At 65.0% G+C, this 19,710-nt stretch carries 14 protein-coding genes; 6 read left to right on the top strand and 8 right to left on the bottom strand.

All coding sequences use genetic code 11. From position 1 onward, the window contains the following. Window positions 1-97: 97 nt before the first annotated feature. On the bottom strand, window positions 98-592 hold the full coding sequence (locus tag ABL838_RS33300) for an ABC transporter ATP-binding protein (RefSeq protein ID WP_418126023.1): 495 nt from the start codon (window positions 590-592) through the stop codon (window positions 98-100). Window positions 593-1,517: 925 nt separating this feature from the next. Here ABL838_RS33300 and ABL838_RS33295 point away from each other — a divergent pair. From ABL838_RS33295 to ABL838_RS33285, 3 genes are all read left to right on the top strand, one after another. Beyond that, a complete protein-coding gene (locus ABL838_RS33295) occupies window positions 1,518-3,077 on the top strand; it encodes a glycosyltransferase family 39 protein (protein ID WP_418126022.1) in 1,560 nt (519 codons plus the stop codon). A 49-nt stretch (window positions 3,078-3,126) separates the two neighbouring features. Beyond that, window positions 3,127-4,149 (top strand): glycosyltransferase family 2 protein, encoded by a 1,023-nt coding sequence (locus ABL838_RS33290; RefSeq protein WP_418126021.1) that lies wholly within the window; start codon window positions 3,127-3,129, stop codon window positions 4,147-4,149. Between the two features lie 157 nt (window positions 4,150-4,306). Continuing rightward, window positions 4,307-5,260 carry a ChbG/HpnK family deacetylase gene (locus tag ABL838_RS33285; protein ID WP_418126020.1) on the top strand — a complete coding sequence of 318 codons (954 nt, stop codon included), beginning with the start codon at window positions 4,307-4,309 and terminating at the stop codon, window positions 5,258-5,260. 442 nt (window positions 5,261-5,702) lie between these two features. Here ABL838_RS33285 and ABL838_RS33280 read toward each other — a convergent pair whose 3' ends face one another. From ABL838_RS33280 to ABL838_RS33265, 4 genes are all read right to left on the bottom strand, one after another. Further along, window positions 5,703-7,127: an efflux transporter outer membrane subunit gene (locus tag ABL838_RS33280; RefSeq protein ID WP_418126019.1), complete on the bottom strand. Its 1,425-nt coding sequence runs from the start codon at window positions 7,125-7,127 to the stop codon at window positions 5,703-5,705. A gap of 35 nt (window positions 7,128-7,162) precedes the next feature. Next, complete coding sequence (locus tag ABL838_RS33275) at window positions 7,163-9,112, bottom strand: MacB family efflux pump subunit (protein ID WP_418126018.1); 1,950 nt, start codon at window positions 9,110-9,112, stop codon at window positions 7,163-7,165. 2 nt (window positions 9,113-9,114) lie between these two features. Then, a complete protein-coding gene (locus ABL838_RS33270) occupies window positions 9,115-10,317 on the bottom strand; it encodes an efflux RND transporter periplasmic adaptor subunit (RefSeq protein ID WP_418126017.1) in 1,203 nt (400 codons plus the stop codon). 349 nt (window positions 10,318-10,666) lie between these two features. Beyond that, the gene (locus tag ABL838_RS33265) at window positions 10,667-11,704 is read right to left on the bottom strand and encodes a tyrosine-type recombinase/integrase (protein ID WP_418126016.1); all 1,038 of its coding nucleotides are present in this window, start codon (window positions 11,702-11,704) and stop codon (window positions 10,667-10,669) included. Between the two features lie 914 nt (window positions 11,705-12,618). Between ABL838_RS33265 and ABL838_RS33260 the strand changes: the two genes are divergently transcribed. Next, entirely contained in the window at window positions 12,619-12,945 is a 327-nt protein-coding gene (locus tag ABL838_RS33260; protein WP_418126015.1) for a YkgJ family cysteine cluster protein, read from the top strand. A 123-nt stretch (window positions 12,946-13,068) separates the two neighbouring features. Here ABL838_RS33260 and norR read toward each other — a convergent pair whose 3' ends face one another. Next, window positions 13,069-14,673, bottom strand: a complete 1,605-nt coding sequence (gene norR, locus ABL838_RS33255; RefSeq protein ID WP_418126014.1) for a nitric oxide reductase transcriptional regulator NorR — start codon at window positions 14,671-14,673, stop codon at window positions 13,069-13,071. 131 nt (window positions 14,674-14,804) lie between these two features. On the opposite strand from norR, the gene hmpA reads away from it, so the two are divergent. Beyond that, on the top strand, window positions 14,805-15,989 hold the full coding sequence (gene hmpA / locus ABL838_RS33250) for an NO-inducible flavohemoprotein (protein ID WP_418126013.1): 1,185 nt from the start codon (window positions 14,805-14,807) through the stop codon (window positions 15,987-15,989). Between the two features lie 824 nt (window positions 15,990-16,813). Here the strand turns inward: hmpA and ABL838_RS33245 are convergent. Together ABL838_RS33245 and ABL838_RS33240 are read right to left on the bottom strand one after the other, a co-directional pair. Then, window positions 16,814-17,959, bottom strand: a complete 1,146-nt coding sequence (locus ABL838_RS33245; protein WP_418126012.1) for an ATP-binding protein — start codon at window positions 17,957-17,959, stop codon at window positions 16,814-16,816. 53 nt (window positions 17,960-18,012) lie between these two features. Further along, complete coding sequence (locus ABL838_RS33240) at window positions 18,013-18,702, bottom strand: response regulator (RefSeq protein WP_418126011.1); 690 nt, start codon at window positions 18,700-18,702, stop codon at window positions 18,013-18,015. Between the two features lie 415 nt (window positions 18,703-19,117). Here ABL838_RS33240 and ABL838_RS33235 point away from each other — a divergent pair, with 415 nt between their 5' ends. Further along, window positions 19,118-19,612 carry an ABC transporter transmembrane domain-containing protein gene (locus ABL838_RS33235; protein ID WP_418126010.1) on the top strand — a complete coding sequence of 165 codons (495 nt, stop codon included), beginning with the start codon at window positions 19,118-19,120 and terminating at the stop codon, window positions 19,610-19,612. Window positions 19,613-19,710 lie beyond the last annotated feature (98 nt).

Genomic DNA, 19,710 nt, shown 5'->3' with positions numbered 1-19,710 from the left:
GATCCGCGCGATGGTCTTGCTTGTTCGTGGAGAAACTCTTCACTGAATGTCCAGGTACTGTGAAGATGAAGCGCTGCACCGCAGCGAACCACTGGCCTCACGGACGGTAGTGGTAGGAGAACAGCAGGCCTGCGGTCCCGAGGGCCGATACCTGGAGGCTGTTTCGGGAGTCGAGCCTGTAGCCGATGGCAGGCACCACCAGGGGTGACCATCCGTTGCGGTTGAACGGCACCTTGTCCTTGTGCTCTCCGACATAGCCGTACATGACGCCGGCTGTCAGCTTGAGGTAGAGCCTCGGTTGACCGAACAGCCCAGTCCACTGGTAGCCGCCGTAGGCATAGGCGGAGGGTTGGCCGAACGAGTTGCTGAACACGCCCGCGCCCACCAGCCAGTTTTCGGTCTGATACCGCTCTACACCGATGAGGTATACGTTGCGGTGTTCACTGCTGCGGCGGAAATGATGGGCGTAGGGCGAAAACATCCACTCCCATTTCATCTCGTTCGAGTCCAGAGGCCGTGCGGCGATGTCCTGCGCAGCAACCGTCGATGCACCGGCCAGCCAGCAGCATGCGGCAGCGAGCACAGCCAGCATGTGGCGGCGAGCAGCGTGCCTCGAGAGGTCTTCTGCGCCTTGCAGGCAATCGCACCGCTGCATGAGGCCCCAGAGGTGTGATCCACCGGAGTGGGGCTCGCGCGTGCGGGCGTCGCGCTCAACGAGACGCGTCATCACGCAGGCCGCGACGCAGGCGACTGCCGATCGATGCGTACCAGCATCAGGCGTTGCGCCGTGGCGAAGTCTTCGCATGCCCAGATCAGGGCTGTTCGACAGGCGATGGCTGCGCCCCGCAGGCGCATCAGCTGCGCGCTCCATCCGTTGGATGGGCCAGGCGAAATCGCCCCTGGTGGGTGAAGGTGCGCATCCTCACGGGGGAGGAGAACGGATTCGGTTTTCTTCATCAATTGACGACGTGCAGGGCTGGAAAAAAGGAGGCGGGAGTGCATGCCTCGGAATGGGCGAGCGAACCGGCCAGTTGGATTTGCGTGGACTCGAACGGGCCGCGCGCTCGAGGGTGAACGCATGCAGCACCCTCGGGGCGGTCATCGCTGAGGCGAGAGAAGCTGCTGCATCGAGAACCTGCCAAGCCAGCGGCCTGACGACGATTCTTGTGAAAACCCGTGGAGAACGGGCTTGCGCCTGATCCAGATCTGATGGAGATGCTGAAGTCCCGCTCTTCCTCAACGGGCGCGAGCCAGGAGGGCCGCGCCATCGCTCTTGGCTGCGATGTGCGGCCAGCCGGGCGACGACAGCGCATATCAATCTGCGCCGAAGGCAGGGATTCGTACGTCGCTTGATCGAATGTTGATGGAAATTGCAGCACTTCTGAACGATGGCGAACGAGCATGGCGCCTTCGTCCACCCACGAAGCTTTTCCAGCTCGCGCCCCCGAATGCATTCCCCGCCTGCAGACACCGCTTCAACTCCATCCCTGTCAGAAGCTGCGGATCCTTCGGTCCCGGTGTCTCGCATCGGCGTGGCGCGTCCCGACGGCGCTCACCTGGCAGCCGTCCTGCGCCGCGCAATGGCGGCGTGCTCGCCCCGCCCCGACGGCGCCTGGCTCACCTTGTTGCTGGTTCTGTTTGCCGCTGTCTGGCTGCCGCATCTGGCTCATTCGAGCCTCGTGCCACCCACGGACAACATCGAGCAGCTCACCTGGGTGCGCAGTCTCGAATGGGGCTACTACAAGCATCCGCCGCTGCCCACCTGGGTGCTTTGGCTGCCGGTGCAGGTAATGGGGCTGTCGGGCGCCACCACCTATGTTCTGGGCGCGATATTCGCGCTGGCAGCCATGGGCGTGCTCTGGCGGTTCCTTGCGGCTCTGCGGGGACCCGTGCACGCGACCATCGCTGTCCTCGCGGCACTTTGCATCACTTACTACAACGGGCGCCTCTATTACTACAACCACGAAGTGGTGCTGATGCCCTTTGCGGTCGCCAGCGCCGCGTTCACCTGGAAGGCGTTTTGTACACGGCAATCGCGCTGGTGGCTTGCCCTGGGTGTGTGCCTGGGTCTGGGCGCCCTTGCCAAGTACCACATCGCGGTGATGGCCCTGGCAATCATCGTGTTCTGGGGTTGGCAGCGTGGTTGGCGAGATACGAGCCATCGGCGTGGCTTGCTGCTGGCGATGGTGACCGCCCTGGCATTGGTGTCTCCGCATCTGTACTGGCTTTGGTACAACGACCTGGGGCCCATCCGCTATGCCATGGAGTCGTCGCTGGGGCTCGACCTGCAGGGCGCGAGTCGATGGAGCGGCAGCGCACGCTGGTTGGTGGATCAGCTTCTGAACCGCGCGCTTCCCGCATGGCTCTTTCTGCTGCTGGCGCTGTGGGCGTTCGAGCGCGCAGCGCGGCCGGATCCCGCGCACCAACCCACGGCTATGGTGGTCGATGCAGGCATGAGCCGATGCCTGCTGCTGTGCTTCGGCGCCACGCCGCTGGTCTTCACCTGTGCGCTGGGACTTTTCGTCGGCGCGGACCTCCAACTGCATTGGGGCGCGCCGTTCCTTCTGCTGGCCGTCCCGGCGGCCATGGAACTGGGCCGCTGGAGGCGGTTGTGGTCCGCCATCTCGCTGAGGTCCGCCCTCAAGGCCTTTGGCCTGGTTCAGTTGCTGCTGCTGCTCTGGGGGCAAATGATCTCCGCCAATGGAGAGGTGCGATGGCAGCGGCATCATTGGCGCAACTTCGACGCGCAGGGGCTGGCTGACGCGGTAGTGCCAGCGGCTCGCATCGAACTCGGAGGTCCGATCCGCGTGGTGGCGGGGCCCCCGGCCGAAGCCGGTGCGCTGGCATTGCGACTTCCCGAGCAACCCTTGGTCCTGCTCCACGGTCGCTTCGACATCAGTCCATGGGTGGACAAGAAATTGGCCGATGAATGCGGTGTTCTGGAACTCAGCAGGGCTGCAGCTCCGGACGTCGGCTATCGCCCGGTGGGGGACAACTTTCCGGGCTTGCACTGGCGCGTGATCGCGCCGGCTTCCATCTCGGCACGGTGCACTGGACAGCCCAATGTCACCCATTGATTCACGCGTGGTGCGCCCGAGAAAGCGCGACGCGGGAGCCTCCGACACCATGTCCCCGACCCTCATGCCGCGCGCGTGCGCCGGCAACCTTGCGCAGGACTCGCTTGCCGAGCGGACTTCCAGAGCCCGCGTGGCCTTTCTGAGTTGCGTCATTCCCTGCCGCAACGAAGCGAGGAATCTTGCGTTGCTCTTGCCGCAACTCGTGGTCGTGCTCTCGAGCCTCGCTCGCGAGTGGGAGATCGTCGTCGTCGACGACGGAAGCACGGATACCACCGCTGAGGTGGCGCTGCGCTGGCGGGACCATGGCGTTCGGTCGCTGGAACTCTCCCGCAACTTCGGCAAGGAAGCTGCACTGAGCGCCGGGCTGGACGTGGCGCGGGGAGATCTCGTTGTCCTGATGGACGGTGACGGCCAGCATCCGCCCGAGTTGATTCCCGACATGGTCGCGCGCTGGACTCAGGGGGCCGACATGGTCTGCATGGTGCGCACCGACCGGAAGACCGAAAGCTGGATGAAGCGCTTTGGCACCCGCCTGTTCTATGGCCTCATCGACCGGGACCGGCGCTATCGGGTCCCGGCGGGCGCGGGCGACTTTCGTCTGCTGGACCGCCAGGTGGTTGAAGCCTTGCGTGCGCTTCCCGAGCGCAGTCGGTTCATGAAGGGTCTGTTCGCCTGGGTCGGCTTCCGCGTGGAACAGATCGTCTATGTTCCGCCGCCCCGACCTCATGGGCGCAGCCACTACAGCTTGCGCGCACTGTGCAGCCTGTCCTTGACCGGCATCACCATGTTCACCAGCTGGCCGTTGCGTGCCGCGAGCGTGGTGGGAGGCGCGCTTGCACTTGTCTCGTTCGGCTACGGCGTCGGATTGGCCGTGTCGTACATGCTCTGGGGCAACGAAGTATCGGGCTGGACCACGATCGTTGTCGCCATGCTGCTGCTGGCCGGCGTGCAACTGATCTCGCTCGGCGTGATCGGCGAGTACCTGGCGCGGGTGTTCGATGAAGTGAAGGGACGGCCTCTCTATCTCGTCAAGCGATCCCGTGAAGCCGCCTCGAGGGAGCGCCAGCCATGAGGATGCCCGTGCTGAAGCCGAGCCGGCTCTGCATCCCTGGACCCGGGGCGACCTCGGTGCGCCAGCACGTCACCCGCGCCCAGCAAAGGCCAGGCGCTCGACCTGCCTCACTGCCGCCGCAGGGCCGGCAACAGGTCTTGATCAGAAAGGTTGCCGGATGAGCCACCAAGCTGCACGCAACGGTCCGTCGGCATCCAGTGGCCTGTCCGGGCATGCCGCTGCAAGGCCGCCCTCCGTCGACGATGGGCTGTCCCGCCCCGAGCAACGAAGCATTGCTGTTTGCGTGGACGACTTCGGCCTGAACCAAGGTGTCAACGCGGCGGCATTGCAGTTGGCCGAGATGCGGCGCGTGAGCGCCTTGAGCGCCATGACGCAGGCGCCGGACTGGGAGGAGGGCGCCGCGCGTGCGCGCTACCTCGACGTCCACCACGTCGACATCGGCCTGCATTTCAATTTGACCCTGCCGTTCAATGGCGCGCCAGCGCTGGGGTCGGTGCGAACGCTCATCGCGGCCGCCCATCTGCGGCTGCTGCCTCTGCGGCGCATACGCGAAGCCTTGCTGGATCAGCTCGATGCCTTCGAGGAGGAAATGTTCCGCGCACCGGCCCACCTCGACAGTCACGAGCACGTGCACCACTTGCCGGAAATACGTGACATCGTGCTCGATGTACTGATGCGACGCTACGGAAGTTCCCTGCCGTGGGTGCGTGTGAGTGCCGCGCCGACCTCGTCCCTGATGGATTCGGTGCAGCGTCCCGACGGCCGCAAGGCGTGGCTTATCGATCGCCTGGTGGGGGCGGAGGATTTCCGCCGCCGTGCGCGCTCGCTCGGCTTTCTCGCGAATCGCCGCCTGCTTGGCGTCTACGACTTCAAGGCCACCGAGAGTGGATACGGTTCGCTGTTGCGGCATTGGCTCAGGCACGCCCGAAACGGTGACCTTCTGATGTGTCATCCGGGCACGCCAAGAATGGGTGACCTCATTCGCCACGGACGCGGCGTCGAATTCATGGTGTGGGCTGATCCTGGCTTGCCCGACTTGCTGCGGACTGTGGGTGTCCGCGTCGCGCCGATGTCAGGCCTTGGCGCAACGCTGGCCGAGCGAATGCCCTGAGTGCCGATGATTGAAGGCATCTCCAGGATGGCGACAGCTACCCGCTCGAAGCGCATCGCTGCGTCATTGCCGCGCCGTGCTTCACGAGCCGCCTTGCCCTTGATCGACGGTGCCGCTTGCCGCCATGGGCCATCTCGCGCCGCCGCGTAGAACCCGCCGTGAGAACGGCATAGCGCGTCGGGTCGGTCCGTCGGGGGTCTTCGCGCGAGGCAAGACCGCGATCGGGCGTTGGAAGGCGAAATGCTCTGGCTGGCTGCGCCGAAAAGCCGAAACGCTCCTGCTGCTCGCCACGCTCGGGGCCGTTGCCCTGTGGCTTGTCTTCTGGTTCGGGCCATGAACACGTGCATGCGAAGACTTCGGGTAGGGTGGAGCAGTCGCACGGAATTGGGCTCAGGCTCCGAGGGGGGCGCGGGGAGGGCCGAGGTTGCAAGCGAGAGGTTCTTCAGGGCGATCGCGTCACACGGTTCGGGCCCCCGTCACTCGGCATTTCCCCGATCTTGTCCATGGGAGGAACGGCGCCGCCCAGCACCTGATTCAGCGTCATATGGTTCTGCAGCAAGGCCAGGCGGACCGACGCATGAGCCACTTCTGCCACGCGCCTGCGCTCCTGCGCATCGAGCCAGGCGCGCAGGGCAACCTGCCCCTTGCGATATCGAACTTCGTAGAGCATCTCGCTCTCGGTTGCTTCGTCCCGGGCGCGCCGGCGTGCGAGCGCCTGCAGTGACAGTTGCGTGCGCGCTGAAAGCGCCCGCTCGACTTCTGCGAGCGCCGCGTAGAGCGACTTCCTGAAGCCCAGGATCGCTTCCTCATGGCGTGTCCGGGCGACGGCATTGCTCAGTTGCATCCCGCGCACGTTGAGGAAGGGCAGCGCCATCTCGGAACCCAAGGTGGCGACCGGATTGCGCAGCACCTCCAGCAGCGACGCGCTGGAAGTTCCCAGGCTGCCCGTGAGCGAGAACGTCGGATAAAAGCGCGCAGCTGTGGCATCGCGGCTGGCCAGCGAGGCGCGCAGGCGGAGCTCGGCTGCGCGCAGGTCGGGGCGCCGCCCGAGCAACTCTGCGGGGAGGCCTGCACCGACAGGCGCGGGCATTGCGTCTGGCAAATGCAGGGGTTCCGGACCGGGCGGCAGCGACCCGTCGAACAAGACCATCAGCGCCTGACGCAGTTCGTTGCTTGTCTGTACGAGCTGGCTCAGCAGGGCTTGCTGCTCAGCCACCGATTGCTCGACTTCGCGCAGTTCGAGGCGGGAGACCGAGCCTGCCCGGTACTGCGCGTCGATCAGCTCGCGTGTGCGGTGGCTGTACGCCAGGCTCTGCCTTTCGGACGCGATGCGCTCGTTGGCAAATCCGATTTGCCAGTACAGGTTCGCGACTGCCGCGACGAGGGACAGGGCGATCGCCTCGCGATCCTGCGCGCTGGCCCGTGCCTCGAAGCTGGCCGCATCTCGCTGCGCACCGAGGCGATCGAACAGATCGATCTCCCAGCGCACGCCGATCTGGGCATTGACGGTCTCGTTGGTGCGTCGGTTCTCTCCCGACAAAGCGCGGCTTGCGCTGCTCGAAAGGGCACCTTCCCACACCGGCCGCAGGGCATTGCCGGCCAGCTGCGCTTCCAGCGAGGCGCGGCGCGCCCGGAAGCCTGCGATTGCCAGGTCGGGATTGTGCTGGAGCGCCAGATCGATCCATCCGTTGAGTTGCGGGTCGTCGAATGAGCGCCACCATGCCTCATTGCGCGGGACACCGGCGGCGATATCCGAGTGTTCGAAGCGCGCCGGCAGGGGCACGGCCGGTTGCTGGTAGGGTGTGCGGGCGAGGGCCGCGCAACCTGCAAGGACCAGCAAGACGCTCACCGCCGCCGCGGCAGTCATGGTCCTCTTGGCGTGACACGGGATAGGAAAACGCATCAGTCCCTCGCCAGCGCTTGGACCGGATCCAGCCGGGCCGCATTGCGCGCCGGCAGGAAACCAAAGGTGATCCCGATCAGGGTGGAGCAGGCGACAGCCAGCACGATGGAAGCGACGGAGAAGGACATCTGGAGGCCGAGCCCCATCAGGTCGGCCGCCAGGCCCAGGCCCAACGCAATCAGCACGCCCAGGACGCCGCCGATGAGGCATACCAGCATCGCCTCGATCAGGAACTGCTGAAGGATGTCGGATTGACGGGCACCGATCGCCATGCGCACGCCGATTTCCTGGGTGCGCTCGGTCACGGACACCAGCATGATGTTCATCACGCCGATGCCACCGACGAGCAACGCGATCATGGCGATGCCTGAGATCAACACCGTGAGGGTGGTGCTGGTGCGGGTGACGGCCTGTCGGATCTGGTCGGAGCTGAAGATGAAGAAGTCCTTTCGGCCGTGTCGCTCGCTCAGCATCGCGGTCACTGCCTGCTGCACGGCCTGGCTGGAGACGGCGTCGCGCACGCGCAGACTGATGCTGTCGAGATGGGATTGTCCGGACAGGCGCGTTGCCACCGCCGCATAGGGTACGTAGAAGGTCGGGGTGGAAGTGTTGGAGCTGCTTTGCACAGGCTGGAGCACTCCGATGATTTCGACCGGCATGTTGCCCAGCAGCACGATCTCGCCGATGGCTCGGGTCGCGGACTTGAACAGGGTCGTGGCCGCTTTCGGATCGATCACGGCGACCTGGCCGTGACGTTCGACGTCGAGGGCATCGAAGAAGCGGCCCGATGCAAGTTTCAGCCCACGCACGCGGAAATGCCCGGCACCCACGCCAGTGACCTGGCCGGCGACCGCGAGCTCGCGATAAAGCGCGGTGACGTTGATCGAGAGGTTCGGCGTGGCACTGTCCACGTAGGGCTGATCGGCAAGGGCCTCTGCATCGGCGGCGACCAGCGTCTCGATGGCCGCGGCGTGGGTGTCGCCAAAATCCTTGCCGGGGAAGACATCGAGCGTGTTGGTCCCCAGTTCGCGGACCTGCGCCATCACCTGTGCCTGCGCGCCCCTGCCGAGCGCGACCACCGAGACGACCGCCGCGATGCCGATGATGATGCTGAGCATGGTGAGGAAGGTGCGCAGCCGGTGCGCGTTCATTGCCCGAAGGGCCATACGGAACGCCTGAGCGAAACGATCCGCGCCCGCTCGCATCAAGGCGGCGGCGGGCGAGGGCGAAGCCAGCCCCGGGGGCTTCGATGCGGTGCGGGCTGCCGTTTGCCGGTCGGCGACGATGACACCATCGCTGATCTCTATCACCCGTGCGGCATGAGATGCGACCGACATGTCATGGGTGACAAGGATGATCGTGTGGCCATCGGCGTGCAATTCCTGCAGGATGCGCATGACCTCTTCGCCACTGGCGCTGTCGAGTGCGCCCGTCGGTTCATCGGCCAGGATGACTGCGCCCCCGTTCATCAGCGCGCGTGCAATGGAAACGCGCTGCTGCTGGCCGCCCGAGAGCTGGCTTGGGCGGTGGTTCATGCGCTCCTGCAGGCCGAGGCGCGTGAGCAGCGACTGCGCGCGTGCCTGACGCGCCGAGGCGGCCAGCCCGGTGTAGATCGCCGGCAGCTCGACGTTCGCTGCGGCGCAGAGATCCGTGAGCAGCTGATAGCGCTGGAAGATGAAGCCGAAGTGCTCGCGCCGAAGGGCGGCCAGCTCGTCGGGGCCTAGCTCCCCTGTTTCCGTGCCGGCGACCCTGTAGCTGCCTGCCGTGGGTCGATCGAGGCAGCCGAGGATGTTCATCAGGGTCGATTTGCCCGACCCGGACGCGCCGACGATGGCCACCATCTCTCCCGCGTCGATCTTCAGGTCGATGTCCTTCAGGATCACCATGGTGCCGTCCCCGGAAGGAAATTCCCGGCGCAGCGCGCGCAACTCCAACAGCGGCTGGCCCATGCTCAGAACCCCAGCAGCCCTGCGCCACCCGGCGCCGTGGTGGGCACCGTCTCGCCGATCAGCACGGCGTCGCCGGATTGGAGGCCCGACAGGACCTGTGCAGTCGCGTTGGTCCGCATGCCGATGCGCACCTGGCGCACCGAGACCCGTCCCTTCGGGTCGACCACGCGCACCGTATAGGCGTCATGCGCATCGCGCTCGCCCAGCGCGGCGGTGGGAACCAGCAGCGTCTGCCTGAGATGGGAGATCAGCACGGAGACCTGCGCGGTCATGGAGGGGCGCAGCTGGCCCTTCGGATTAGGGACGTCGAAGACGGCGTTGTAGTAGATCGCGCGCGAGGAGGTCGGCGTGCCCGATGAGCCCCCTGCGCCGGCTGAACCTGCGCCGCCCACCTCGTTCACGATGGACGTGGGTGCGATCTCGACCCGCTCGATCTGCGCGACGTACTTGTCCCGCTTGTCACCCAGGGTGGTGAAGGTCACCTGCTGGCCACGCTCGACCTTCTGTACGTCGGCTTCTGCGATTTCGGCGCGCACCGTCATGACGTCCAGCTTGGCGAGCATGACGATCGTGGGCGTTGTCTGAAAGGAATTGAGCGTCTGGCCCTGCTTGGTGACGATGGCCACGACGACGCCGTCCATCGGGGCCAGGATGCGGGTATATCCAAGGTTGATGCGTGCGGTCTCGATCTGGGTGTGCGCCTGTTCGATCTGGGCCTCCAGCGAGCGGGCCTCGGCGCGTGCGGTTTCCAATGCTGCCTTGGCGGCCTCCTGGTCGGACCTTGCCGTGGCTTCTGCCGCGAGCAAGGCCTCCTGGCGCTCGAAGGCGAGTTCAGCCTGCGCCAGGGCCGCGCGCCTTGCGGCCAGCTGCGCCTGCAGCGAGGTCGCTGCGGCCTGCGCGTTGCGCATCGAGATCCGCTGCGGCTGGTCGTCAACCTCTGCGATGAGATCGCCGGTCTTCACCGGCTGTCCCAGCGCCACATGCAGTCGCTTGACCTGCCCGGAAACCTGAGCGCCGACGGCGACCAGTGCCTTGGGATGCAATCGGCCTACGGCCAGTACCGTCTGCTCCAGATCACCGATGGTCACGCTCGCCGTGGCCAACTCGGGGCCCGAGCTCGATTCCGCAACGCCTATCCAGATTCCCGTGACTGCCGCTGCGAGGAGCAGGCCGAGCAGCGCATATCGTCGAAACACCAACCTCATTCATCCCCTTCTGAAACCGATCGAATCCTTGCTCCGCGCAGATCACCGACGAGAGGTGAATGTTGCGCGGACCTGTTCAGAATCCTTGGGGTCTTCATGGAGAACGTGTCGAGACGGCATCGCACGTGGCGACGAGGCAAGTCCGGCATGCGCGAAGCCATGCCTCCATTTGCGCACTGCCGTCCGGTGTCGGCACTGCCTTGAACCATGCAGCGGCGTCGAAGTGAAGTGCGCGGAAGTAGCGCACCCAGGCGGGGGGGGCCCCGTGGCGCAGGCTTGGTTCAGAGGCGTTGGCAACTTCGCTGCGCGAGGCACCGAGGATGAGCCCCTCGGTACAGTTGCTTACCAGTCACACGACGTCGATCACGCCCGGCAGCACGCGTTCGTAGCGCTTCATCTTCGCGGGCTCGATGCCGAGCCATCCCGCAATCTGCTCTGGCGCCGTCCCTCGTCGCAACTGCCGAAGAGCGAACGTGTGCCGCAAGCGGAAGGAACCTCCTTCGCGTGAGTCGGCCCCGGCTTCCTCGAGCACTCGCTTCGCGCATTCGTACTGTGAGGGTTTTTGCCATTGTTTACCGGTGCGCGTGGAAGGGAATAGGAAGGGCCCTGCGATGCCAGCTTCGGCGCGCACGCTCAGCCAGTGCTGCAGCAACTCCGCGGCCCATGGCGCCACGGGCGTTTCGCGTGGTGGCGAATTGCCATTTCCGGGTACCTGGAGCTTCCACGGCCGCTCCCGCACGCGACCGCCTTGTGAGACGGGCGAGTCCAGCGTCAGGGCACGGACATCGCCGGGCGTGAGGCCGGCGCCGAGCTGCAAGGCCACCGAGGCGCGATTGCGCACCTCCTGCCAGGTCAGCGGCATTTGGGCATTGCGGGATTTTCCGGGCCGCGGTCGTGCGGTCGAGAGAAACGCAATGAGGTGCCGGGCCTCGCTCACTGAGAGGTAGTCAGGCAGGGGATCGGCGTGTGCAGCGTCGGCATAGCGAATCTCAGGATTGGCCGCAATCCAGTCCGCCGCCGCCGAGTTGGCCATGGTGTCCGCTCGGGATGCATGGTGGCGCAGCACCCGGTCGATCAGCCGCATCAGCCGCAACGCGTAGCGCGGCGTCAAGGACAAATCGGAGGTCTTGCGTCCGAACCGGGCCGCTTGGAAGGCCTGCAGGTCAGCCAGTTCAAGGGTCGACAAGGTCACCGCAGGCGATTGCCCGAGACACCAGGTCGCGAACGCCTCCCACATGTCTTCGTAGACCGATACCGAGCCCTCGCGACGCAGCAACCCCGAGCCGCGCTGGTCGCCAAGCCAAGCTTCGAAGGCTTCGCGGAAAGCGCTCACATGGTTTGAATCGGGCGACTCATTGAAAAGGGGCAATGTCGAATCGGATGCCATCGGCAGAGGAAACATACTAACGGCACGGATTATGACTGGGAGGCGGAGGTTTTGTGTGTTCCTCTGGCAGGAAACTGTCTGCCGTTAGTCTATTTGTTGGGCGGCGGAAAACTTCGTCCGAAGCAAGATTGCCGTAAATCAGGTTTCTTCCTCGCGGTCCTCCCGCAAGAGCTGGACGCCGAGGGCCTCTAGGGCAGCATGTCTTCTGCACGGTTGGAGGCCTCATACGCGCGAGCGGCCTCCAGATGTGAAGACGAGCCGTCGACCCAGGCCCTTCGGCCGCTTCGTCTTGCGTCTGTGGCCGTTCATGCGTCGCGAGCGATGCGTCGAGAAACCGCCCGCCGCATGGACAGCGCAGAGGTATGCCGTCTTTGGCTTCAGCGCGGTCGACAAAGCACCCAGACTTGAATGCTGGAGGACCGATTGGAAGATCGGCCCGTTGCCTCGGTCACGGCAGGAATCTAGCGCCTGCGCCTGCGACAGTGCTCAGCGACGGGACTTCTGAGGCTTTCAGCGCTGAACGGGGGGGCAAGCAACCCCGACGCAGGTGGTAGGCTAGTCGATCAACAACTTGCGTCGGATCGAATTCATGAGTTTGGCGGCGGGCGCTGCAGCAGTGGACTTGGCTCAGCGGCAGCGCGACCGCCTGCCATTGGCCATGCAGCGTGCACAGGAGAAGCTTGCCTGTCTTGCGCCCTCCGGGGAGGCCACGCCTTTGCTGAAGGCCTCCCAAAAAGCAAAGACGGTGGCACAGCGGATAATCTGGCTGCAGCGAGCTGCTTCGGCCTGGGCTCGACCGATGGAGGCACTCTCAGCTTGCCGAGCAGGGTGCAGTCATTGCTGCCAGATCCCGGTGACGATCTCTCTGATCGAGGCCCGTCTGCTGGGTCGCGCCAGCGGCAAGGGCGCCGAGCGTGCCAAGACGCAGCCTGCGCGTCGCAGACCACGCGCAGGCCGAAAACCTGTCCGAGATGGAACGGCAGTTGCAAACGGGTCCGCTGACGCCTTGCCCGTTTCTTCGTGCAGACCGTTGCACCGTCTACGAGGCTCGCCCGGTGGCATGCCGCACCTTGCTCAACCTGGATGACGACGATCTGCTGTGCCGGCATTCGGGCGGAGGGAGCTCCCAGGTTCCCTATGCCGACGCCACAAAGCTCAAGGCCTTTGCACTGATGGCGCAGGCTGACACGCAATACGCGGATATTCGGGACTTCTTTCCAAGCATGCGGGATGGACTCTAGCCCTCTCCACGGTGCGTGCTTGGGAGGAAGAAACAGACAGGGAAAGCTCGGGATGCGCAGCTGGAATCGGCACCCGGCCCTTTTTGCAAGGCACTGCTTGCTGAACGCAGGCGCGCGGGGCCTTCACAGGTTCGCGCCGGACTGATTGCGGGCGTCCGCATCATCGGCTTGCAGCAGGCCGAGTTTGCGCAGTGTCCGGTGGAAGTTGCTGCGGTCCATCCCAGCTTCACGCGCGGCGTTGGCCAGGTGACCCTGATGCCGCGTCAACATCTCATCGAGCCAGGCTCGCTGGAACGCCAGCGTGGCTTCACGCAATGTGCTGCGCACCGCAACCGCAGGGACCTGGCCCTCTGCCGGTAAGGACACGGCCTTCCTCCTCAGGTCAGCCGGAGCGCCAACTGCGGAGCTCTCCAACGCCAGGTGGCGTGGTTCGATGGCCGTCCAGCGTGCCCCGCGGGGCTGCTCCCTGACGGCCCGCAGTGATGCGCGGCTGATCACATGCTCAAGCTCGCGCACGTTGCCTGGCCAGACGTGCGCCAACAAGGCAGACTTCGACGCCGGCGAGAGCCGTAGATTGCGCGCGCCCAAGCGATGCTGGTTTTCCTCGAGGAAGCCGCCGGCGAGCGCGAGCACATCGCGTCCCCGTTCGCGCAGCGGCGCGACGACCAGCGGATAGACCGAAAGCCGGTGGTAGAGATCCGCGCGAAACCGTCCCTGCGCGATCGCCGCGGGCAAGTCACGGTTGGTGGCCGCAATCACGCGGACGTCGACCTTCAATGTGCGATCGCTCCCAGGGCGCTGCACTTCACCGCTTTGCAGCACGCGCAGCAGCTTGGCTTGCACGCTCAGCGGCAATTCTCCGACCTCGTCCAGAAAGAGCGTGCCACCGTCCGCGATCTCGAACTTGCCATCGCGGTCGTGCATGGCGCCCGTGAACGCGCCGCGCTTGTGGCCGAAGAGCTCGCTGTCCGCCAGCGCCTCGGGCAGTGCTGCACAGTTGACCTGCACGAGCGGCTGCTCGCTGCGACGCGAGCGCGCGTGCAGGCGTTGCGCCACCAGGTCCTTGCCCACGCCCGTCTCGCCCAGCAGCAGCACCGTCAGGTCAGACACGGCGACCGTCTCGATCTCGCTGTAAAGCTGCTTCATGGCCGCGCCGCTGCCCAGCAATTCGCGCGGTGCGCCGCGCCCGGCGCGCAGGGCGTGAGCCACGGCCTGCTCGCGCGCGGCGCGAGCTTCCATCTCGCGGATCGTCTGGACGGCCTCCACGCCCGCTTCCACGAGTGCCACGAGCGCCTCGACCTGGGCCGGGCTCACCGCGTCGAACGTGTGCGGCTCGAGGGCGTCGAGCGTGAGCAAGCCCCATGGGATGCCACGCAGACGCAGCGGTGCGCCCATGCAGTCATGCACCGGCAGGATGCCAGGCTGCCCCACGATCAGGCCATCGTAAGGGTCCGGCAAACCGCAGTCATGGGCGAACCGCAGGCCTCGCGGACTGTCGAGCAGACGCGCAAAACGCGGGTGGGCAGCCACCGGGAACTGGCGTCCGAGTGTCTCGTCGCTCAAGCCGTCCACGGCCATCGGCCGGAGAACATCGCCTTCGAGTTGCAAGAGAGCAGCCGCATCGCATTGAACGAGTCCGCGCGCCGCGGCCAGAAGCGATCGGTATCTGCTCGCTTCAGCCGCCGAAGGCGGAAGGTCATGGGTCAAACTGACATCATTTGTGGTCATAAATACAACTGCTTGAAGTTGTCAATTTGACCATTGCAAAAAATCACCAATGGCGACAGGGACTTGGCTCATGGTTGTCGCTGGCACAGATCGTGAGATGTCGACACCGCCAACATCAATTCGGAAAAGCCATGAACCCGCAAACCATCGCCATCGTCAAGTCCACCGTGCCTGCGCTTCAGGTGCACGGCGAGGCCATTACCCGCCACTTCTACCGCCTCATGCTCGAGGGGCATCCTCAGCTGAAGGCATTCTTCAACGAAGCCCACCAAGCGGCCGGCAGCCAGGCTCGGGCGCTGGCAGGTGCGGTCGTCGCCTATGGAGCACACATCGACCGTCTGGAAGCCATTGGCGATGCGCTGCCGCGCATCATCCAGAAGCATGCGGCACTCGGCGTGCTGCCCGAGCACTACCCCATCGTCGGCAGCTACCTGCTGCGTGCCATCAAGGATGTGCTGGGCGCCGCCGCCGCCGATGAAGTCATTGCCGCCTGGGGCGAGGCCTACGGCGCACTGGCCGACCTGCTGATTGCCGCTGAGGAAAAGGTCTACAGCGCCAACGCAGCACAACCCGGAGGCTGGCGCGGAACGCGCGAGTTCCGCGTCGCGCGTCGCGAGGATGAAAGCGATGTCATCACCTCGTTCTACCTGGAGCCCACCGACGGCGGCGCGCTGCTCGCCTTCTCGCCTGGCCAGTACATCACGCTCGTGCTGGACATCGACGGCCAGCCGGTGCGACGCAACTATTCGCTGTCCGACGCGCCAGGCAAGCCGTGGTACCGCATCAGCGTCAAGAAGGAGGAGGGGGGCCGGGCTTCGAACTGGCTGCACAGCACTGCGACCGTCGGCGCGCGACTGCAGGTCCAGGCGCCGTGCGGCGACTTCGTGCTGCACCCCGCAGGAGAACAAACCCGTCCGCTGGTGCTGGTCACCGGGGGCGTGGGCATCACGCCGGCGATGAGCATGCTGGAATCCATGGCGCACACCGGTCGGCCGGTGCATTTCGTGCATGCGGCCCGTCACGGCGGCGCCCACGCCTTCCGCGCACGCGTGGATGCTCTGGCTGCGACGCATGCGAACGTGAAGCCGCTGTACGTCTACGACACGCCGCGCGCCGCCGACCGGCCACATGCAATCGGCTTCGTGAACCGAGAACTTCTGGCCCGGCTGCTGCCATCCGACCGCGACGTGGACCTGTATTTTCTCGGACCCAAGCCCTTCATGAAGGCCGTCTATGCCGACGGGCTGGCGCTTGGCATACCGAAGCAGCAGTTGCGCTACGAGTTCTTCGGCCCGCTGGAAACGCTCGAGTCCTAGAACACACGCGAGGCTCACGCATCGCCACCCGTCAGGTGGCCCGCGACGGCCGCAGGACGATCCGCAGCGCCCTCGACAGGGCGCTGCCGCCGGAAAGGAAGAACGTTTCAGGAGATCTGGCTGTCAGTGGGGAGGGCGGACGTCGGAACAAGGTCACTGGATCTCGAGCGCGACTGAGACCAGAGCTCGCGGAAAAAGAATTCCAGGGCTCTGTTGAAAACGCTGGATCGAATGCGGACCGACGGTGGACTCGATCATCGCGGACCTGCCGCAGTCCGCGCTCGAGACCCAGACCGTGTCGGGCTCGACAAGCCCCCCTTGGCATCGCAATCGCTGTGCTGGGCGACGCGCACATCAGGGAAGCTGCGCTTGATCACACTCGCCTCCCTGCGCGCCCTGGCAGTCGCGATGATGGAGATCTTGTGCGGCCGCTTGCCCAGGATCCGCGACACGTGGTCCGGGCTGAGCAGCCTGCCAGTCACGATGTAAATGGAACCGGTGACGCGCGCGATCTGGGACAGTCGCACTCCCCAACTGCAAGTGCCCATTGAGATCCTCGCGTCGCCGCAGGAAAAAGCAAACCCGCTGCTGTCGTCACGAAAAACCTTTTCAACTCGCCGCCGAAGAATTCAGCTCGCAAGGAAACCCTCACCTTCGACCACGGCTATGCCGAATCGCTTTCACCGCTCAGCGCACGGTGCAAATCGCACACCGAGCCGAGGTCTTGAGCACGGGCGGGCGGAGTCCCCCCGTCACGCGAGATTGCGCTGGAAGCGGTGCTGCAAGAAATCACGCGCCGCCTGTTCACGCTTCCGACCGTATCGTTAGGCCACCAACGTGCCTGAATCCATCGCCGCTCCCGTGTACGGCAAACAGATGCGCACTTCTGCGCCGCCACCGGCGCGTGCTGAAGCGCTCGCGTGGCCGCCATGGGCCCTGCAGATCGCCTGCACGACCGACAGGCCCAGGCCGGTTCCGCCGGCGTGTCGCGAGCGAGACTGCTCGCTGCGCCAGAAGCGCTCGAAGAAGCGCGAGAAGTCCTCGTCATCGGATGAAACACCTGTGCCCCGGTCGCGAACGATCAGTTCAACGCCCAGGTCTCGCTCCACAAGGTCAATCTCCACGATGCCACCGTCACCTGCGTAGCGCACCGCGTTGTCGATGAGGGCCGACAGAGCCTGACCGAGCCGCGTCCTGTCTGCGCGCAGCGTCTGCCCGGCCTCGACATGGTTGACGGCCCGCACGCTGCGCGCCTGCAAGGCGGGGCTGGCCCAATGGATTCTTTCGTCGACGAATTGCCGCGCGGCGAACTCGCTGATCTCCAGATGCAGTCGACCACCCTGCGCAAGCGAAAGAACCTGCAGGTCACCGATGATGCGCTGGATCTGCTCCAGCTGATCCAGAACCGTGGCGATCTGGCCCTCTTCGTACGGGAACACCCGATCCAGAATGCCCTGCAGTCGTCCCATCGCCGCAGTCAAGGGCGTGCGAAGTTCATGCGCGATGGCCGCACTCGAATCGTGGAGCTCCCTGTCGTACGCCTCCAAGCGCTGCGCCATCTTGTTGAAGTGCATCGCGAGGCGCTGGAGTTCAGCAGGCGCCGCTTCGAGCACCGGTGCCCGGGCCGAGAAGCGTCCCGTCGCCACCGACTCTGCGGCCGCGACCACGTGCGAGACCGGTCGAACGATACGGCGCGCCAGAATCAGGCCGAACGCCACCACAAAGGGAACGATGGCCAGGCTCAACAGCGCCTGCACGATCAGATCCTCGGTATCGGACGGCGGCGCGAAAATCTCACCGTACATGGCATAGATTTCCTGCAACCGCTTTGCGTTCTTTTCCGGCTCAATCTCAAGACGCCGCATCTCTGCGGCCACCGCGGGCGGCAGTTTGGACTCAGCCTTTGCTTCCAGGTAGTTGTAGCGCCCCCACATCCCGGCTTGCACCGCTGCGGTCGCGGCAATGGCCAAGACAACCATCCGCCAAGTGAGCCACGCCCAAAGTGATCGACGCGAGCGCATCGCTACGAACCGCCCAGGCGATAGCCAACGCCTCGCACAGCGAGGGGGATGCCCGTGACACCGCGCTCCTCCAGCTTGCGCCGCAGGTTGTGCACGTGCGTGTCGACCACCCGTTCGAGCGCATCGCTTTCGGGCAGGCAGGCTTGCAGCAGCTCGAACCGAGTGAAGGCCTTGCGCGGATGCCGCATCATGGTCGACAGCAGCTTGAATTCGGTGATCGTCAATTCAAGCGGATTGGCATCACCGTCGACGTGCACCGTCACGGCATCGAGATCGAGTTCGAGCGCCCCATGAGAAAGCCGGGACTTCGCAGCGAACGACGAAGCCCGCGAACGCCGAAGAACCACCTGCACGCGTGCGACGACCTCCTTCGGGTTGAAGGGCTTGACCACATAGTCGTCCGCACCGTAGCGCAGCGCGCCGAGCTTTTCGGCTTCGTCATTGATGGCCGTCACCATGATGACCGGGACATCGCTCGTGCGGCGCATGGCGGCCAGGACCTCACTGCCACTCAGTCGCGGCAACATGTAGTCCAGCAGCACCAGCGCCGGCTGCCACTGCCCGAACATCCGCAGCGCCTCCTCACCATCACGGCTGTGCGCCGTTTGGAACCCTTCACGCTGCAGGTAGGCAGAAAGCACCTCGGCAATCTGCGGGTCGTCTTCAACAATCAGGATACGTTCGTCGGCCATAAGGGATTCAATGTGCGCCGCCGCTGAAGGGCAATGGCGCCCCGACCTGGGCGGAACAGGGTGCCCGCGGCGGGTGCGCATTATGCGGCGCCTTCATTCGATTTCGGCCTCCTAAACACCGCCTTCTTGTCATGGGAATCCGCATCGCGCAACGACCATTCGGCACGGCGCGGATCTTGATCAAATCTTGGCAATTCGTTGAGCGATCCTTCATGCGACAACAAAAGAATGAGGAGGGGATCCACGCCAAGCACCACAGCATCAGGCGCTCGCTGAACACAACCTCCCAGCCTCCCACCGACACCATTCCAGTTGCAGCGAGCCTGTGCCATCCGCGATCGTGCACTGGACGCCGCCATCTCTGAATGCATCGCTTTTGAACACACACTCGACCTTCTCTGCTGAAACTCGGCGCTTGCTCAGGCCCTTCGCCTACGTGATCGTCCTGGCGACGCTGTTGGGATGCGTGAGTGGCATGGCCACCGCGTTGCTGCTGGAGCAGATCAACAGTGCCATGCATGGCAACGCGGCCATCGAGCGCTCCGCTGCGGTGGGATTGGCTGCGTTGGGGCTGTTCTCGGTCGGCGGGCACGCATTGGCGGGCATCGTCAACAGCTTCACAGGGCAAAGGGTCGTCGCAGCGCTGCGCAAGGATGTCTCGCTCCGAATCCTGCACACGCCTGTCGCCTCAATCGAGCGCATGAAGAGCCACCGGCTGCAGGCGATCCTCAACGAGGACATCAACACCATCAGCACATTCACTTCGGAGTTCGCGGGCCATGCGGCGGCGTTTGCGGTCACCGCTGGCTGTGCGATCTACTTGCTGAAGCTCTCTCCCGTCCTCTTCATGTTCAGTGCTGCGGCGATCGGCGTCGTGCTTACCTATGTGACGGCCAAGATCTGGATTTAGGAACCGCCGTGACGATGTCACACCGTCGACCTCAGCCCCTTGCGGCGATCCGGGAATGCCCCGGATCATGTGTCAATGTGCTGCACATACTCAGCACT

This window comes from Variovorax sp. 160MFSha2.1 (assembly GCF_048305075.1).
GTDB classification, from domain to species: domain Bacteria; phylum Pseudomonadota; class Gammaproteobacteria; order Burkholderiales; family Burkholderiaceae_C; genus Variovorax; species Variovorax guangxiensis.
Note: the sequence above shows the minus strand (reverse complement) of the source record. Positions and strands in the feature narration are given on the sequence as shown.

Bases quoted from the DNA above. Each gene is read 5' to 3' on its own strand.
- ABL838_RS33275 (WP_418126018.1), bottom strand. From the start codon at position 9,112: ATGGGCCAGCCGCTGTTGGAGTTGCGCGCGCTGCGCCGGGAATTTCCT.
- ABL838_RS33285 (WP_418126020.1), top strand. From the start codon at position 4,307: ATGAGCCACCAAGCTGCACGCAACGGTCCGTCGGCATCCAGTGGCCTG.
- ABL838_RS33265 (WP_418126016.1), bottom strand. From the start codon at position 11,704: ATGGCATCCGATTCGACATTGCCCCTTTTCAATGAGTCGCCCGATTCA.
- norR (WP_418126014.1), bottom strand. From the start codon at position 14,673: ATGACCACAAATGATGTCAGTTTGACCCATGACCTTCCGCCTTCGGCG.
- ABL838_RS33300 (WP_418126023.1), bottom strand. From the start codon at position 592: ATGCTGGCTGTGCTCGCTGCCGCATGCTGCTGGCTGGCCGGTGCATCG.
- ABL838_RS33280 (WP_418126019.1), bottom strand. From the start codon at position 7,127: ATGACTGCCGCGGCGGCGGTGAGCGTCTTGCTGGTCCTTGCAGGTTGC.
- ABL838_RS33270 (WP_418126017.1), bottom strand. From the start codon at position 10,317: ATGAGGTTGGTGTTTCGACGATATGCGCTGCTCGGCCTGCTCCTCGCA.
- hmpA (WP_418126013.1), top strand. From the start codon at position 14,805: ATGAACCCGCAAACCATCGCCATCGTCAAGTCCACCGTGCCTGCGCTT.
- ABL838_RS33240 (WP_418126011.1), bottom strand. From the start codon at position 18,702: ATGGCCGACGAACGTATCCTGATTGTTGAAGACGACCCGCAGATTGCC.
- ABL838_RS33290 (WP_418126021.1), top strand. From the start codon at position 3,127: ATGTCCCCGACCCTCATGCCGCGCGCGTGCGCCGGCAACCTTGCGCAG.